Origin of the sequence: Paenibacillus sp. BC26 (genome assembly GCF_900116125.1) — a bacterium.
GTDB classification, from domain to species: domain Bacteria; phylum Bacillota; class Bacilli; order Paenibacillales; family Paenibacillaceae; genus Paenibacillus_Z; species Paenibacillus_Z lignilyticus.
On the sequence record NZ_FPAD01000006.1, the window covers coordinates 189741 to 205552 of the forward strand.

Genomic DNA, 15812 nt, shown 5'->3' on the forward strand with positions numbered 1-15812 from the left:
ACGTTAAAGCAACGACCCTAGAGGAGGAACGATGAATGAAACCAATAATGAAGAAAGTGTTTACGCTGCTGGCTGCGACTGCCATAGGAGCGACGACTGTACCGCATACGGCTTTGCTTGCGCAAGCTGCTTCCAGCCCGGAGAAAGTCGCCGCTGCGTTATCGCAATTGACGAACCAAGAGATTCAAGCCGCGATCGCGGAGTTGAATAAGCTTGGCATCATGAATGGCGATGCCAACGGCGAGATGGGTACAAATCGTCCGCTTACCCGAGCGGAACTGGCGACATTGCTCGTTCGTGAATTCGGCTTGGATGACCAATCGGCACTTCCGGCAACGATCGCGGATGCCAGCCCCAACGCTTGGTTCTACGCCGATGCGGCCGAAGTCGTAGGCTTGGGTATCATGCAAACCGACAACGGCGCCTTTCACCCGAAAGGAACCGTGTCGGGCGAAGAATTGGCTCAAACCGTGTCCAAAGCGTTAAAGCGCGATATCAAATCGGTTCAACATTGGATGAGCTCCGTCGCTTCCCCCGGCAACGCAATGCTGCGCGGCGAAACGGCGTATGTGCTTCAAATGGCGCATAAAGCGTTGCCTTCCGAGCATGCGAAGCCGACAAGCATCAGATCGCTCAATGCAATTACGTTGATCGTCACGTTCGATAAGCCGTTGACGACAGCCAATGAAGCTTTTGATATAGCCAAAACCGATTTCGTCTTTACCCATGGATTAACGCTTACGAATATGCCTCGATTGAAAACGGGCTCCGTCGCCACTTATATCGTACCGACCTCCGTTCAACAAACCGGTGCGACATACGATCTTGCATACAAAGGACAAGCTGCAGGCTCGTTCGTCGGCCAAGGCACGAAAATCGACATGACGGAGGCGCGCCAGGTGACGAACGATACGTTCGAAATCGAAGCCTTGAAGGCGAACGGGATCATGGATTACGGCTACATTATCTCCGCCTACAGCGGCGGTCGCGGCGCGAACGCATTCGTATTGGACGATCATGAACAAGCCGGCGGCAAGACGTACCAGATCATTTCGTCCATGCAAGCCAGACAAGTGACGGTTACTCCGGAAGGCGGCGCGCCAATAGTGGCCAAATACGTGCCTTTCACGCAGTCGACCGACGGCAAGCAAGAACCTAAATTCCGTTTACCTGAAGGCCAAGTCCTGACTCCCGGTCTCACCTATACGGTCACTTCCGATTGGGCTAACCTTGCGCACGCGACATTCGTCGCGAAGACGGTCGAACCATTGGAATTGGCAAGCGCGACGGCGGTCAGCGAGACTTCGATCGAGGTGACGTTGGCGCAAGATCCGCAGGACGAGTTGTTCTCGGGCCGCAGCGTCGTCCTGACGGCTCCTAACGGAGATCAAACCGTTGCGACCTACAAGTATTCCAGCCGTAAAGGCGCCGTCGGCGTGTTCGATTTGGCGAACGGCGCAAAGTTAACCAAAGCGACGACGTACACCGTCAAGCCGATCGGCGACTGGTCGAAGGCCACGGGCGTCGTATCCCTAATGCCGCAATAATCTCAGCGAAAATAAGCACATCGCCACATGAGCGATGTGCTTTTATTTTGCTTATAGTTTGGCAAATATCCGTTCCAGTTGACCGTGTGCGATCTTCTCCAACTCCTTAACTTCTGTCAACAGATTGATCGCATCCTTCCTTCTAAATGGATCGGCAATCGGCTCACGCGGTTGCATCCATGGAAATAAGTCGTTCAACCGCCGATATGCAGCGCTGATCGCTGCATACGTTGCCGCGGCTTCTCCCAACTCCGCCTGCAGTTCGGGGATCGCCAATTGCATCTCTTGCAGGAACTGCGCAGCATGATGCCGACTCTCCTGCCAAACGTCTACGAAGTAACCCATGTAGAAACCGTGAATTGATGCCGTCCTCACTGAATCAATCCAGACGTCATATGCATCCGTTCCGGTAAAGAATGTCCCTTTGCCCCATGTATACTTCTTTTGGCTGTTAAATTGCAGAGCGAAATCTAGTGCTTCCCTAAAAGCTTTTCTCGTACCCTTTTCCTCATTGGTTCTGGAAGCCCAGTGATAAGACAGAAAAGCACCGTCCGTATGCATGCCCAAATATAAATCTGTGCTCGGTTTGAGCGGCCTATGTCGGCACTCCCTGCAAGGACAGTAGTTTCTCCCCAGCATCGTCCATGGAATTTCATCTTCGTGGCCTTCATGTCCGTCGCCAGCATGCCACGAATATTTATAATACCCCGTTTCTCCGTAAGCATAGATAATCGACGTTTCATTGCCAAGATCGAGTTCTTTCGCGAAAGCCGGTTGCCCGTTGTCGAGAGCATCTCGGATACGATTCCACGCTTCGACTTGCAACGCAGGCAGTTCATCCCCTGTTACGATTCGGCTTACACCGTCAATACGGACGCCTAAGTTGCTCGCCAGTTGAAAACAAGTTTCTTCCGGCAGCCCTACATTTGGATTAGACATCCCGCTGTCGACGACCATCAAGAAAGCATGGGCCGTTAACCCGAACACGGAGGAAGCGGAAGTTTCAATGTCATAATAAGCCAAGCTGGATTGAATCGCTCCGATATGGGAAGCATGTGAACCTGTAAAGTGATAGTTATCCAGCGTTTTGAGTCTCCTGTTTTTCTTATCTTCTTGTATACTTAATGCTGTCATCTCGCTTGATTTGGCCGCTTGTTCCATAACGTCTCGCCTGCTTTCACCGTTTCTAATTTATCGATTAAAGATGCCAGCAACCCAACGCACTCCGTATCCAACTGCCTGGCTTGATTCAACAATTCAGTCTCTTTGCCCTGCGATCCGGGCAAGTGCAAATCTGTCAATAATGTCGACAGTTCCCCGTAAAGGCCGGCCGCTTCGACAGCCTGCTCTCGGATCGATGCGAATACCGCATACTTCTCGGATAAGCCAAACAAATAACGAGACGCATAGTCTCTGGCATTCGCGAACAGCTTGGCACAATAGGCGGAACCAAGCGGATCAACGGAACCGCATCGAATAGCTTCCGCCCAATAATCATAAGCTTGTAATCCTGCTGCAAAACCTAGGAATGTCTTCTCCGTTCGCGCATGCCGGACGGCCATTCGAAGTGATCGAATGACGGCGACATGTGGATCGATTGCATCTATGCCTAGACCAATGCTTAACACGAACAGCCCTTCGCTATCCCCTCGTCCGAGCCGTTCGAAACGGGTGACCCGTTTCCCGATACCGTCATCCGCATAGAGCAGTTGCTCCCGATCATCATAGCCGTAAACAAGGCCAAACTCGGCGGAATTCAATCCCCATACGACGGACGGACGCCCTTCGGAAATCGCGCCTCGAATTTGATTGATGCCCTTGCTGAGCATAAAAGGCGACGGAGCCGCCCCTCCATCCCCGGATATTTCGCAAGACAACCCTAAGTTAGCCAAACCCTCCCGAAACACCGGTTCCCAGTAATACATGTATGGCCCTGAGGAGTCTATGCTTCCCGTTTCAATCGTTATGCGGAACGCTTGGCTCGTCAGCCCCATCGATTCCGTCATTGAATATTTGGTCCTGGCGCCTGCGGGCATTGCCGAGTACAGAGAGCAAACGAAGGAATTGTGGCACGACCTCCAAGCCGCCCTCAACGATTTGCTTGAAATGGACAAAATCATTTGCTCCCCGGCACGATGGTCACGGTGCTCTCGAATGTACTCCCTGATCTCATGCTCGGCCCTCTCCTCTTTCATTTTCATCCGTGAACGTGACATTAACTGATAGACGTTGTCCATCGTCATCCCGTACTTCTCCGCAATCTCCGCCGGCAACAGCTGATGGAGGACGAAGGCATCGACCACCTTCTTTTCTTGAGAGGATAATTTCGCTCCTAACCGATGAATCATTGCTTCTCCGTTGTCGCCTCTAAAGATGGCGTTTTCCGGATTCATGTTCGAATCGATTCCATCTGTAGTGTCATCCGTCAATTGTTCCGATCTTAAAGCACGGGATCTCAGCGCCATAAGCGCTTCATTGCGAACGATTCGGCGATACCAAGGTTCGAACCGTTCCGCCTGCTGCAGTTTGCCTAGGTTCGCGTAGACCCGACTTATCGCTTCTTGGACAACATCATCTGCCGCATGGCTATCGCCGCAAATCCCTAATGCCCATCGATACGCGCTGCCGCGGTGACGATGCATCAATTGTCCGAACGCTTCGTCGCTCCCTGCTAAACTCCGGGCTATCAACTCGCCATCCGTAAAATCCATTTCAGCCGGCATTTAACCCTCTCCCGTTATCGGAAACTATATATGTGATGCATTCCGTTTGGAAAATCTGACTGTTTTTCTGCGTATATGATAAAAAAATTCGCGAGAAGGTCCTTTCTCTCCTGCATCCTGCGAGCAAAGCGAAAAGGCTCGCAATGCTTCCGCCTCAATTTAAGATAAGGTATAATTTTCTAATATTATGCGAAATGGGGTTAGCGCTTTGAGAGTCAAGTTGGAGGGCATTACGATTTTGGCCGATGATGTCGCATCGTTGGCAAGCTTCTATAAGAATGTGATCGGATTTCAAGCGGCTGTCGAAGAGGAACATTACGTGGCGCTGGTGAACGACGGCGTTCGACTTGCATTCTGCTCGAGGTCTTTAATGGCGGAGAACACGAATAACCATCCATCTTTCCTCAACCATCGCCAAGGCCAAGCTTTCGAGCTCAATTTCGAGTGCGATTCTCCCGAGGACGTGCATGAGCTGTTCGAGCAATACGTCGCGAAAGGCGCCGTGGCGATTACCGAACCGACACCCCAGCCTTGGGGACACACAGCCTGCTTCTTCGCCGATCCCGAAGGCAATATTCATTCGCTTTTCGCGGTTAATCCGGCTTAATGGGTGATGTGTTCAATGAAAAAAACTCAAGGCCGCCACATGACACCCTTGAGTTTTTTGCTAAACCTATTTAAACAAATCAGGGTAGATCTCTTTGGCCAATTTCTCCATACCATCAATCGTATTGTAGCTATAGCCGAACAAATAGTTATAATCTACAATATAAATTTGTTTATTCTTAATGGCTTTCATGCTCGATAATTTCGGGTTGGCGTAGATATCTTCTCTTACTTTATTGAGATCCGTCTCATCCCATTTAGGCAAGATCAAGATGTCCGGATCTGTAGCAATCAGCGTTTCGACGCTGACGTCTCCTTTTTCATTCACGAATACATTATCTAACTTGATCATGCTAAAAGCATTGTTAAAGAAGGATTCGTTACTTGCCGGATACACATACAGCTCTTTAGGATCGTTCGTGTGCAAATAAGCGAACGTTTTGTGGTCTTGAATGCCTTCCAACTTGGCATTAATAGCAGCCTGCTTATCTTTCAGTTCTTGAATGAACTGATCCGCTTTATCCTTCACATTGAAGACTTTCCCGACGTTTGCGATATCCTTATAGATAGAATCGTAAGTACCGGCTGTAATCGATGACTCAAGCACATAAGTATTGATCTTCATATCATTGAGTACATTAACCGTACCTGTTCCCCAGTCCTGATTCGCGAACAAGCCGCCTCGACCGAATACAAAATCCGGATTTGTGCCCAGGGTTACTTCTTTACCGACATAATCTTTGCTTAAGATGTTCAATTTCGAGTATTCCGTCTCTACCGATGCGTCGGGTACTCCGAAGTTAGCCCCCACCCCCACGATCTTGTCACCCAATCCTAAATGGAGCAACAGTTCCGCCGCAGGACGCGTATTGGCCATAATTCTTTCGGGCGCTTTAGCGAATACTTGATCCTTCTTCGTCCAAGTTACTCCTTCATCTTCGCTGGAATAGTTTTGAATCGTCAGCGGATATTGCGTTTGCGTCTCGGCGGTTTCCGAAGGCTCGGAACTGCCATTGGCATCGGCACTAACATTGGAATTTGAATTGGAATTTGAGCTGCCGCAACCGGTTAGTACCAGCGCTATTGTCAAAGTAATACCGAGTAATAATGTCTTTTTCATCATGTTCTCCTTATAAGCCATAAGCAAATCCGATTCCGTTGGTAACTGGATTTGTGTAGGTTTGGCATTTGATTTGGTAGAGTGCTTCAATGGTGGCTGATGTCAAAACTTCTCGAGGCGTGCCGTGCGCATACACTTCCCCGTCTTTCATCGCGTACACGTAGTCACAGTAATGGGCTGCCATCTCCAGATCATGGAGCGCTGCCAAGACGCCGATGTCCAACTGCTTAACGATCGATAAAATTTCGATTTGGTAACGGATATCCAGATGGTTGGTCGGCTCATCCAGAATCATAAAATTCGGCTGTTGCGCAATCGTTCTAGCCAGAATAACCCTTTGCTTCTCCCCGCCGGATAACGATAAATAGCCGCGATGCTTATATTCCAGTAAATTCGTTCTCGCCAACGCCTTCTCCACAATGGCATAATCCTTCTGATTATCGGACTCCAGCATTTTTTTGTGCGGCGTTCTGCCCAGCATCACCATTTGCTGCACCGTCAGATTAAAGCTGATTTCATTAAATTGACCTACAACGCCCAAGCTTTGCGACACTTTTTTTTCTGAGCTTTTCAGCACATCGATGTCGTCAAGAAACACTGCTCCTTTCTGGGGAGCAAGACTTTTATAGATGCTTTTCAGCAAAGTCGATTTCCCGCAGCCATTCGGTCCAATAAGCCCCACAAATTGCTTGTTTTTCACTTGGACCGAGACATCTCTTACAATCTCTTTTTTGCCGACACGCACTCCTATCCCGGTGGCAACCAGTTCCATATCCTACCCCCCAAAATTGTAGCCTCTCTTGACGATCATATAGATAAACAGCGGAGATCCGATAACGGAGGTAATAATGCCGATCGGCAGTTCAACGTTGTGAATGAGCGTTCTGGACACAATGTCCGCCCATATCATGAACAGCCCGCCCAGCAGCAACGTCCCGGGCATCAATCTCTTATGATCGGTGCCCAATATCCCTCTCGTAATATGCGGGATCACCAAGCCGACAAATCCGATCATTCCCGAATAGGCAACCATGGTGCCTGTAACTAGTGCGATGAGAATCATGTAGAACTTACGGTATGCGCTTAAATTAATGCCTAATGTCACTGCCGATTCGTCGCCCAGCAACATCGTATTCAATATGCGATGCTGGAAAAGAAACAGCGCCGCTCCAAGCAAAACCACGACAGCCATAATCGGCACTCTATCCCAGCTTGAGGAGGCGAGACTGCCCATTGACCAGAAAGTAATCGTCTTGATCCCTTCCGCATTGTTGGCGAAATAAATAATTAAACTGGCGAATGAACTGCATAACGCGCCGATGACGACACCGGATAAGACAAGCTTCACGGATGTCGCCCTGCCTCCAATGCTTGATAATAGCAACACAGCAATCGAGGTTATGATCGCGCCTGCAAAAGCACCGAATGCGACGCCCATCTGCCCAAAGAAAGCACCGCTGCCAAAGCCTACTAATATGGCGAAGGTTGCGCCAAGCGATGCGCCGGAAGAAATCCCGAGGATGTAGGGATCCGCTAACGGATTTTGCACCACTGCCTGCATAACCGTTCCGCATAGCGATAGCCCTATGCCGATCAGCAGCGCATAGATCACCCGGGGCATCCTCACCTGCAGAATAATGTTTGTGAAGGATTCGTTGTCGACCTTATCGAGCGACCCGAACATGCCATTGGTCAATGAATGCAGCACGATCTCTTTGGACTGCAAGAAGGGAATGTGCACTTGTCCAATGGACACCGAATACACGATGGAAAACACAATCAGTACGAACAGAAGGACAATGAACAAATAGTAGCGCTTGCCTATGGCGAGATTGCTTAGGTCGTCTTTACTCAAAATTTCACTCTCTTCCCCGCATCATTTGTATGATAATGATTCTCATTATCACGTAGTATAAAGCGGGATACATGAAAATGCAACAAAATAATTATTCAGTGGAGAGGGTTGTAAGCTTTAATCCTTCGCATACGGGGTAAAAAGAAAGCAATATAGCTAGTGAGACTAGGAGGGAACGCGCTTGGGTTTCATTCTCGTCTATTTCGTCATCGTCCTTGCCGTCGTTGAAATTTCCGCCATCCTAATGCGCGCCACGGGGTTAAATCGCGACATTGCCCGTTTTCAGGTCATATCTTTGCTGACAAGTACGGGCTACACGACCAAAGAATCCGAGCTAATCAGCAATCACCCCATACGTCGCCGAATCGGCATGTTCCTAATTCTGTTCGGAGTCGTCTCGTTCGCCGTCGTCGTATCCGCTATTGCAAGCATTATCGCGCCTAAGTTTCACCTTGTGAAAATGGGCTTCTTTGCAGCATTGCTGCTTCTCCTGCTTCTCATCTTGCGCACTCCGATAACGTATCGTTACTTAGCCTCTAAGCTAAGCGATTCGATGGAGGTGCAGCACGAGCTGCATGATTTTCCGATCAAAGACGTGCTATTTCGCGATTCCCTCGATGTCTTCACCGAGGTCGTCATTTGCGCCAACTCCCCTTACGTCGGATCGATCGCGCGCGCAATCATTCAGCCGAACGCCGATTTGAACCTGTTGTATATCCGAAGAGGCGCAGATATGCTCCGCAAGAGCAGGTACGACACGCCGCTTAAAGCCGGGGATGCGCTATGCTTCTATGGAAGAGAAGACGAGTTGAAGGATCTGTTCTCCCGCGAGCTTGCCGCTGCGCAAGAAAGCGAAGTTTATGTATAAACCTGTCCCCGCCCACAATAAGACGATTGTTGACTCCGTGTTGACTTCAAGCCATAAAAAATACACCGCCAGAGCCTTTGGGCAACTTTGCGGTGTATTCGTCAATAAAGAACTGCTATTCGTCTTTTTGGTTCTCTTCGTCTCCCGTAGCAATCGGATTCCCCTCATACGTAATCCAGTCACTCCAGCTGAAGAATAAACTTGTGATACGATTCTCAGCGCTAGCTGACGGTATAAAAGGCTGTTCTCGTCAAATAGACCGAAGTACTCCTCAATCAGAATGCACTCGGCCTTGTGTTTGTATTTGTTGAGTTTATTATACAAGTTAAATTTATACTCATGTGAATAAAGCAGGAACTTCCACATTTTTGTCGAACCGTATACGTTAATACTTTATACCTATATTTATACTGGAAGGATGTAATTTTGGATGAATTGTTTCATTCATGAAGATCAGCAAGCAATAGGAACTTGTACCTACTGCGGTAAGTTTCATTGTAAGGAATGCATGGTGGACATCAAAGGAAAGTTTTTCTGTAGAGAACACGTAAATAATGCATTTGATGAAGCAAAGCAGCAGGTAGCCGCAACTCAGACTCCGAATATAGTCATCAATAACGCAAATAATAATACAAATACTAACGTAAATACTGTTGGTGGATTGAATTATCCATATAGAAGTAAAATGGTTACATTGTTGATTTGGATTCAAAATAACCGAGACAGATACCCAACGATATCTGCCTCGGTTATTTGCTATTGGAAATTTTAGCGAGATCCTTACCCGTTGTCAGTCTGTGTAGTGAGGGGTTTACCGGCCCTTTGAGAGCAAAGAGCGGTAAAACCACAGGTAGGGAGGTATGGCAATTGACAATGAAGAAAGATTCCTTAAATGAGATCACTGAAAAGCAATCACAATGGCAAAAAGATTTGGCATCACCTATTCCATCTTGACTTCAGCATATACAAAAATAGAGTAGTGGCACCTCACCGCGCTCGATTTCGATTCTCTCATACTACTTCTCATTCCCCACAGCCACGGTATCCCTCCCGAAAGAGATGCCTATAGTTTGCCTGCTCATTTCGCAACAGAATAAACGGACGTTGATTTCGCGTTGAATCGCATCAATGTTAGGTTAAGTTGTTGACTCACGTATATGTGGGAATCGCAACACTACTACAGTGGACTTCCCTGGCCCTAGTGTATCTGTTCAACGTATTGCGAGGAATAAAACGCACGCTCGATTTGACTTGTCGTGTAAGCACCTTCTTAGAACAAGTGCTGACTCCCTGTTGACTTCGGATATAAAAAACACATCGCCGGGGCACTTGGGCCGCATGGCGATGTATTCATTGAGCAATTACTGCTTCCTATCGTTCCGTTCCTCTTCGTCCCCAACCGCTACCACATTCTCCCTATAACTAATCCAATCACTCCAGCTGTCGGATTTCCTTCGGAAGTCATTCAGAGAGTACATCGAGACACATCAGAAGTACCTATCTGAAACTTGATCTGCCGATACATCAGGCACAATTTGCCGATCAGCGGTGAACATCAAACCTTAGCCTTATGGTTCGTTTTCTAGAAAGTCAGAATTTCTTATTGTAGGATTGTCTCAAATCTATTAACAATAGATGGTTCTCGCTCAATGTTGAGATTCTCCATAAGAAACTCATACTCTAATTCAAAAGAAGTCGTTTGTAAGTACTTATAGAAATCATTTTTAACTTTTGTTAGTTCGAACTCACCCTTCTTATATTGAACCTGGATTAACCTGCGATTAAGTTCGTCATTCAATATATCTTTAAGTACCTTATTTTTTTCTGAAGAAGGGTTATACGCTCTAAATAGCCGCTTAACGCTTTCCCTGATATCACTCCTTTCATTTCTCAGTTTATACGCAATGCTACAATATTGATTAGTTAAATTAAATAATTCAAAATAATTGACTACTCTCTTATCGGTATCTAATTGTTCTGGATTTAAATCAACGCTTATATATGAACAACTCTCATCAAAATTAAACGTAAAGTAATCAGCTGTTTGATGAAAATGTGGGTGGAAAGTAGGTAATAACATATTTGCTTTTTTCAATCTGTCATTACATCCAGTACATGAAACAATGAGATTTGAAATAAAAATTGAAAGTAAAGGATACTTGGATTTAGGAAAAAAATGATCAATTGAATTGTGTGCTAGATTTCCTATCCATTGAATATCACAATACGGGCAAATTTTATATGCCATTCCATATATCTCTCTAATAGTAATCTTTAAATCTGCTGCACCAACGTATTTGGGGATATATTCCCTTTGGAAATGAGTAGAACATAAAAGATTTTCATAAAAGTAACCAAAAATTTTATCAACTAACTCTCTACTCGAACTTGTTAGTTCTAGTGCATCAGGTAAGACACCATCAATCATACCCTCGTAACTTCTAGTTAATGATTTGTAGTACGAATCTATATCTTTTTTTTCGGCACAAATCGTGAGTAATGCCAAAAACTCTTTAAGCTTCGTGCTTGATGCAACTCTACTAATTTTACTGTCGCGCGTAGTAGCTTGTTCAACCAGATCTTCATAACTACAATCACTACTTGAGGTTGTTACCCATTCAAAAAAATCTTTAATAAATTCCTCAATGCCCTTACCAATCTCTATCACTTCTGGTCGAATATTAATTTTCCACATTATTATTCACCTTATCGCGAATTTTCTTTAGGCGTAAAAATATATTGAATTTTTCATCTGATTCACCTAAATAATTATATAGTGCCTGTGCAAGCTCTATCTTATCCATATCAATTAATTCATTTATTTGAGAGATTGTATGGTTTGTGAAGTCACCATGCTGATTGCTTAAACCAAATACTTCTCTTAGAATTTCTTGAGGGCTCGTACCTAGTGTTCGTTCTTGCACTTGATATTGCACAACTTTTCCGTGAGTATTTTTACGCAGTCCAATAATACATTCATTCGGTACATCTGCAGCAATCAGCGGAGAATGTGTTGCTACAATAAAATGTGCTTTATATTGCCCAAAAATAGAATTTATCATGCTTAGATATTTTTGAATCCATCTAGGATGCAAATGAGTCTCTGGTTCATCTATTAATACAAGTGCATCATCAGAAATGGCATCAATTAACTTAAAAAATCTAAAAAACATACTCAATTCGCCTGAACTTAATTTATTTAATGGCACTAGTTCGTTGTTTTTTCTAAAAGACAATGATTTTACTATGTTTATTCCACCAGGTAAGTTTGCCAAATGTCTAACATCTGATAACCAACCTTTAGCTCCTCCGTAATAATGATTTAAGCTTTCAGGATCAATGAGATGTCGTCCGCCAACTCTTTTAATATTTAAAAAATCACGATGAAAAGTGTGAAGTCTGTTTAAGAAATAGTTTATCTCCTCAATCTTATCTTCGGTAATACCATTTTTTCGTAAGGTATCGAGTCTACTAGATAAATAATTCTCTGATTGAATAAAGCTTATTTGGATAAGCGGCATCTCTACATATCCTATTTCATTTAACAGTTCATTTATTGCAGTTGATTTTCTTAGGTCATTATGAAATAACGTTTCAAGTATCGGAATACACACACTTGAAAGAGAAGCAAAAGGTCCCATGTGACCGGGAAGACCAATTGGTAATTGACCCAAAGTGCCTAGATATACATATTGAACTTCTGAAGAGTTTTTTGGAGCTTTAGGATTGAATGGCTCGAATGCTGAATATGAAGAAACAATTATCTTTGAAGGCAAGTAACTAACATTATGATTTAATGGAGAAATTCTACTAACCTTATTGTTTATTTCATAATCAATATTATAAGAAGACCGGAATTTATTTTTAACATTGTCAGCCATAAAAACTTCAGATAAAAATTTGAGCATAGATGTCTTTCCAGTTCCATTTTCTCCAACTAATATTGAAAGCTTCATATTCCCAAAATGAAAGTCTGACGGTGTAGGGAATTCTAAATAAAAATTATCCAAACTACCTATTTTCTCAATCCATAACTTTTTTATCTGCACCTTTTACTGTACCCCCTAAGTACATTCAACTACATGACTTATACTTTAGTTTCTACTTTGCTTTCTTAAATTCTCAACTGCTTGAAGAAGATTTACTTTATCACCGCTATTATTCCATCTAGACCAGAATTCAATTGTTGAGCTTTTAGGAGGATGTTTAGGTTTATTTAATACTATTCTTGTTGGGAGTAACGTGGAGTCGCCGACAACTACAGCTTCACCAACCTCAAGTCCAGGAAGTACGTCCAACAACCCACCTAGCGTATCAGGCAATAGATTTTTAACAACAGATTTATCTCTTTCATTTGTTAATCTCAAGGATATTATGTTATTACATTGACTTAAAATTGTAGTACTTACATCTGAAGGACGTTGGCTTACAACAAAAAGTCCAACACCATATTTACGGCCCTCCTTTGCAATTCTTTCAAAACTTTCAAGTGATTTGCGTTCGTTTGAATTTTGCGGTGCATTTGGCAAATATAAGTGTGCCTCGTCACATATAAGTAAAATTGGATGTCTTCCTTTATTATCGCTTCCAGGATCCAACCAAAATTGTATTTGATAAACTAACCTAGCCACTAAACTCACAATTATCGGAAGTATATCTGATGGGACTTCTGAGAAATCAATTATTTTAATTCCCGAATTCTTATAACCTTGAATACCGGGGTGACCCATAAGTTGATATGCAATTTCGTCTAACGAATCATATTCGTAATATTTTTCTGAAGCTTGAAATAAGAAACCATAACGTCTATCTTCAATTTTATTCTTAAGCCTTATTAGCATTCTGGTTAATTTATCATGGAGGGGACCTTGTTTTGTTTTTGGTTGTCCCTGATTGGCACCAGTTTTATAAACTTCACCTGTATCAATTTCTTCAGAATTCTTTTGCTCCAATGATTTGATTATATCTTCCATATAGAATGGAATGGGACTATTCACAGTAAAACTATCAAGGACATCGCTTTTGCTTTGAGAAGTTAAATACTGTTTCTTAATTTCAGTAATTGTTTCGAGTACAGCCATTGCCTGGTTTGGTGCCGATTGTTCTGAAGAGTCAATCATTAAAGATTGAATCTCTTCATAATTCATTAGCCAAAATGGCAAGAATAGAACACTTTCATTTGGAGATGATAAGTCGCCAGGCCCTGCGATTCTAAGTTGCTGGGTATATGGCAGTTCAGTATATTCACCATGTAAATCAAATAAGATTATATTTGTATTATTAAGTTTGCTTGCTTGTTCAAGTATAGTAGCCACTGACCAAGATTTACCTGATCCTGTACTTCCAAGCAATGCAGCATGCCTCTGAAAAAGCTTGTCTGCATCTAGATAGGTCTTTGCTTTACGATCTAAAGTATAAACTCCAATTTCAAGAGGCTGTACAACTTCTCCATTCTCTACATTCCCAATAATGCTCATAAATTTTTCAAGCGATGTTCCTTCTAAAGGAAACACTAGCCGATTGATATCAGGCAAGCTCAATATAGCTCTTGTAAAGTGATTAAACTTTGTACCATATCGAGCAAGATATGTCCCGACTAAAGTAACTTGAATTGTGTTCATTTCACTTGGAATTTGATCTGCAACTATTTCTGCAGATTGTTGTTCTTGAATTTTATATTCGATAGGATCTCTCCAAACTCTATTCACGAGTCCTACAACCCACTCATTGGCATCTTGTCCTTGAATCGCAACTAAGCGGCCAACTCTTGCTTGTGATAATTTCTCAGATGAGGTAACTCTAATAAATATCTGGGACGTATCTACTCCTCTTACTTCACCAATAGCCATATGTTCAACATATTGAAAAATTGACATACTCATCCTCCTTTATATGACTCGCTTTACAAATTGGTCAAGGCTCCATATTGGATCGTCCCAAATCCCCTCTTGTTGATTAAAGTACCATTTAGTTTTCAAATGCGTTCCTTCTTCCAATGCAATTATCTGTTTGTAGTCTTTAATAAGTTCTTTGGCAGTCGGAGATATCCATTTTGTTAAGATAAGGCATTCTACACCGGCTTTTAGTTTTTCATGAAGAACCGTTTGAAGGTGCATATCATTAAACCCGTATCCTATGATTAAAAGTGAGTTTGAATCTCGAATACATTCATTAGCTATCTCTCGATGGAAGTTCATAATAGAGTCAGTTAAGCTCGTCTTGAATTTTGTACTCCCAGGTGTAATGATGACTCGCTTTGCACCGTTAAACATCCGGTGAGATTCAAAAGTTACCCCATTAATTCTTTGCCAGTATAAAGAACCATGTGGTTTTAATAATCTGACACGAGGAACTCTTTTGTATCTTACATTTCCCCGATGATTAAACACGGGTGCTTTGTATGTTTCAGATTTCAGATTTTCCTGATCGAATTTTAACAAGTAATTCCCCTTAAATCCGGTACAACAATTTATATCAATTAAATCGCAAGCATACTCTACCAAATGATCGTAATTGGGCGTTATAACATTTAATGTTTGACTATCTGGGGGAAGGCTATCAATAAGGTGCTTAAGTAATTTTGCAAATGGATAATCACTTAATTGTAGGTTTGGAATAGAGTAATGTGCTTCGAGATCTTTAATTTGAACTAAGTCCGCTGTTTCGTTAACAATAAATTCAAGCAATTCATCGCAAATAGTTATTTTATTTAAACCTTCTTCAAATCCATGTTCATGTATCAGTTCAAGACATGAATGCCATTCTGAAGAAGCAGCGTCATTACCGTCACATAACTGAGGAATTCTTACTTCCAAATGTGCGAGTAGTTGACTCATTCCTGGTAAGCCCATAGACAAAGATAGTCCTGTACCGACAAGCAATGTTGGTTTTTTTCGCATAAATTCTTGTAAATAGACTAGTCCCTCTTCAAGATCCATAATATCCTCTCAGCATCGTAATATTTATCGTCCTGAGAATAAATTCGGCAAATGTTTACATTTTTCCTCTTTTGATGCAATAAAACCAAGACTTTATGAAGATCAAACGTGAACTAAATCTTTCTATTGTTGATTTATTGTTGAATTAGACACGG

General features: G+C 43.4%; 13 protein-coding genes. 4 read left to right on the top strand and 9 right to left on the bottom strand.

Features of this window, described 5'->3' with window-relative positions:
• Nucleotides 1–35: 35 nt before the first annotated feature.
• A complete protein-coding gene (locus BM412_RS29345) occupies nucleotides 36–1547 on the top strand; it encodes an S-layer homology domain-containing protein (RefSeq protein WP_091225252.1) in 1512 nt (503 codons plus the stop codon).
• 51 nt (nucleotides 1548–1598) lie between these two features.
• Here the strand turns inward: BM412_RS29345 and BM412_RS29350 are convergent, their stop codons facing one another.
• The gene (locus tag BM412_RS29350) at nucleotides 1599–2708 is read right to left on the bottom strand and encodes a hypothetical protein (RefSeq protein ID WP_091225253.1); all 1110 of its coding nucleotides are present in this window, start codon (nucleotides 2706–2708) and stop codon (nucleotides 1599–1601) included.
• Nucleotides 2678–4270, bottom strand: coding sequence for an RNA polymerase sigma factor (locus tag BM412_RS29355; protein WP_091225254.1), 1593 nt, complete (start codon nucleotides 4268–4270; stop codon nucleotides 2678–2680). Before BM412_RS29355 ends, BM412_RS29350 begins: the two co-directional genes overlap by 31 nt.
• 208 nt (nucleotides 4271–4478) lie before the next feature.
• On the opposite strand from BM412_RS29355, the gene BM412_RS29360 reads away from it, so the two are divergent.
• Nucleotides 4479–4877, top strand: coding sequence for a VOC family protein (locus BM412_RS29360; protein WP_256256652.1), 399 nt, complete (start codon nucleotides 4479–4481; stop codon nucleotides 4875–4877).
• A gap of 66 nt (nucleotides 4878–4943) precedes the next feature.
• Here the strand turns inward: BM412_RS29360 and BM412_RS29365 are convergent, their stop codons facing one another.
• Genes BM412_RS29365 through BM412_RS29375 form a run of 3 tightly spaced genes read right to left on the bottom strand, consistent with a single transcriptional unit; the run spans nucleotide 4944 to nucleotide 7851 of the window.
• Nucleotides 4944–5996 carry an ABC transporter substrate-binding protein gene (locus tag BM412_RS29365; protein ID WP_091225256.1) on the bottom strand — a complete coding sequence of 351 codons (1053 nt, stop codon included), beginning with the start codon at nucleotides 5994–5996 and terminating at the stop codon, nucleotides 4944–4946.
• Nucleotides 5997–6006: 10 nt separating this feature from the next.
• Complete coding sequence (locus BM412_RS29370) at nucleotides 6007–6768, bottom strand: ABC transporter ATP-binding protein (protein WP_091225257.1); 762 nt, start codon at nucleotides 6766–6768, stop codon at nucleotides 6007–6009.
• A gap of 3 nt (nucleotides 6769–6771) precedes the next feature.
• Nucleotides 6772–7851: a FecCD family ABC transporter permease gene (locus tag BM412_RS29375; RefSeq protein WP_091225258.1), complete on the bottom strand. Its 1080-nt coding sequence runs from the start codon at nucleotides 7849–7851 to the stop codon at nucleotides 6772–6774.
• Nucleotides 7852–8032: 181 nt separating this feature from the next.
• Between BM412_RS29375 and BM412_RS29380 the strand changes: the two genes are divergently transcribed.
• Both BM412_RS29380 and BM412_RS29385 read left to right on the top strand, forming a co-directional pair.
• Nucleotides 8033–8719 carry a TrkA C-terminal domain-containing protein gene (locus tag BM412_RS29380; RefSeq protein ID WP_091225259.1) on the top strand — a complete coding sequence of 229 codons (687 nt, stop codon included), beginning with the start codon at nucleotides 8033–8035 and terminating at the stop codon, nucleotides 8717–8719.
• A gap of 430 nt (nucleotides 8720–9149) precedes the next feature.
• Nucleotides 9150–9491 (top strand): hypothetical protein, encoded by a 342-nt coding sequence (locus BM412_RS29385; protein ID WP_091225260.1) that lies wholly within the window; start codon nucleotides 9150–9152, stop codon nucleotides 9489–9491.
• Nucleotides 9492–10319: 828 nt separating this feature from the next.
• Here BM412_RS29385 and BM412_RS29390 read toward each other — a convergent pair.
• The 4 genes from BM412_RS29390 to BM412_RS29405 are packed head-to-tail and all read right to left on the bottom strand — an operon-like array spanning nucleotide 10320 to nucleotide 15657.
• Nucleotides 10320–11414 (bottom strand): HNH endonuclease family protein, encoded by a 1095-nt coding sequence (locus tag BM412_RS29390; protein WP_091225261.1) that lies wholly within the window; start codon nucleotides 11412–11414, stop codon nucleotides 10320–10322.
• A complete protein-coding gene (locus BM412_RS29395) occupies nucleotides 11401–12768 on the bottom strand; it encodes an ATP-binding protein (protein ID WP_091225262.1) in 1368 nt (455 codons plus the stop codon). Before BM412_RS29395 ends, BM412_RS29390 begins: the two co-directional genes overlap by 14 nt.
• A gap of 45 nt (nucleotides 12769–12813) precedes the next feature.
• Entirely contained in the window at nucleotides 12814–14595 is a 1782-nt protein-coding gene (locus BM412_RS29400; protein ID WP_091225263.1) for an ATP-binding protein, read from the bottom strand.
• A 12-nt stretch (nucleotides 14596–14607) separates the two neighbouring features.
• The gene (locus tag BM412_RS29405) at nucleotides 14608–15657 is read right to left on the bottom strand and encodes an SIR2 family protein (protein ID WP_091225264.1); all 1050 of its coding nucleotides are present in this window, start codon (nucleotides 15655–15657) and stop codon (nucleotides 14608–14610) included.
• Nucleotides 15658–15812: the final 155 nt, after the last annotated feature.

Bases quoted from the DNA above. Each gene is read 5' to 3' on its own strand.
- BM412_RS29345 (WP_091225252.1), top strand. From the start codon at position 36: ATGAAACCAATAATGAAGAAAGTGTTTACGCTGCTGGCTGCGACTGCC.
- BM412_RS29350 (WP_091225253.1), bottom strand. From the start codon at position 2,708: ATGGAACAAGCGGCCAAATCAAGCGAGATGACAGCATTAAGTATACAA.
- BM412_RS29355 (WP_091225254.1), bottom strand. From the start codon at position 4,270: ATGCCGGCTGAAATGGATTTTACGGATGGCGAGTTGATAGCCCGGAGT.
- BM412_RS29365 (WP_091225256.1), bottom strand. From the start codon at position 5,996: ATGAAAAAGACATTATTACTCGGTATTACTTTGACAATAGCGCTGGTA.
- BM412_RS29370 (WP_091225257.1), bottom strand. From the start codon at position 6,768: ATGGAACTGGTTGCCACCGGGATAGGAGTGCGTGTCGGCAAAAAAGAG.
- BM412_RS29385 (WP_091225260.1), top strand. From the start codon at position 9,150: ATGAATTGTTTCATTCATGAAGATCAGCAAGCAATAGGAACTTGTACC.
- BM412_RS29390 (WP_091225261.1), bottom strand. From the start codon at position 11,414: ATGTGGAAAATTAATATTCGACCAGAAGTGATAGAGATTGGTAAGGGC.
- BM412_RS29400 (WP_091225263.1), bottom strand. From the start codon at position 14,595: ATGTCAATTTTTCAATATGTTGAACATATGGCTATTGGTGAAGTAAGA.
- BM412_RS29405 (WP_091225264.1), bottom strand. From the start codon at position 15,657: ATGGATCTTGAAGAGGGACTAGTCTATTTACAAGAATTTATGCGAAAA.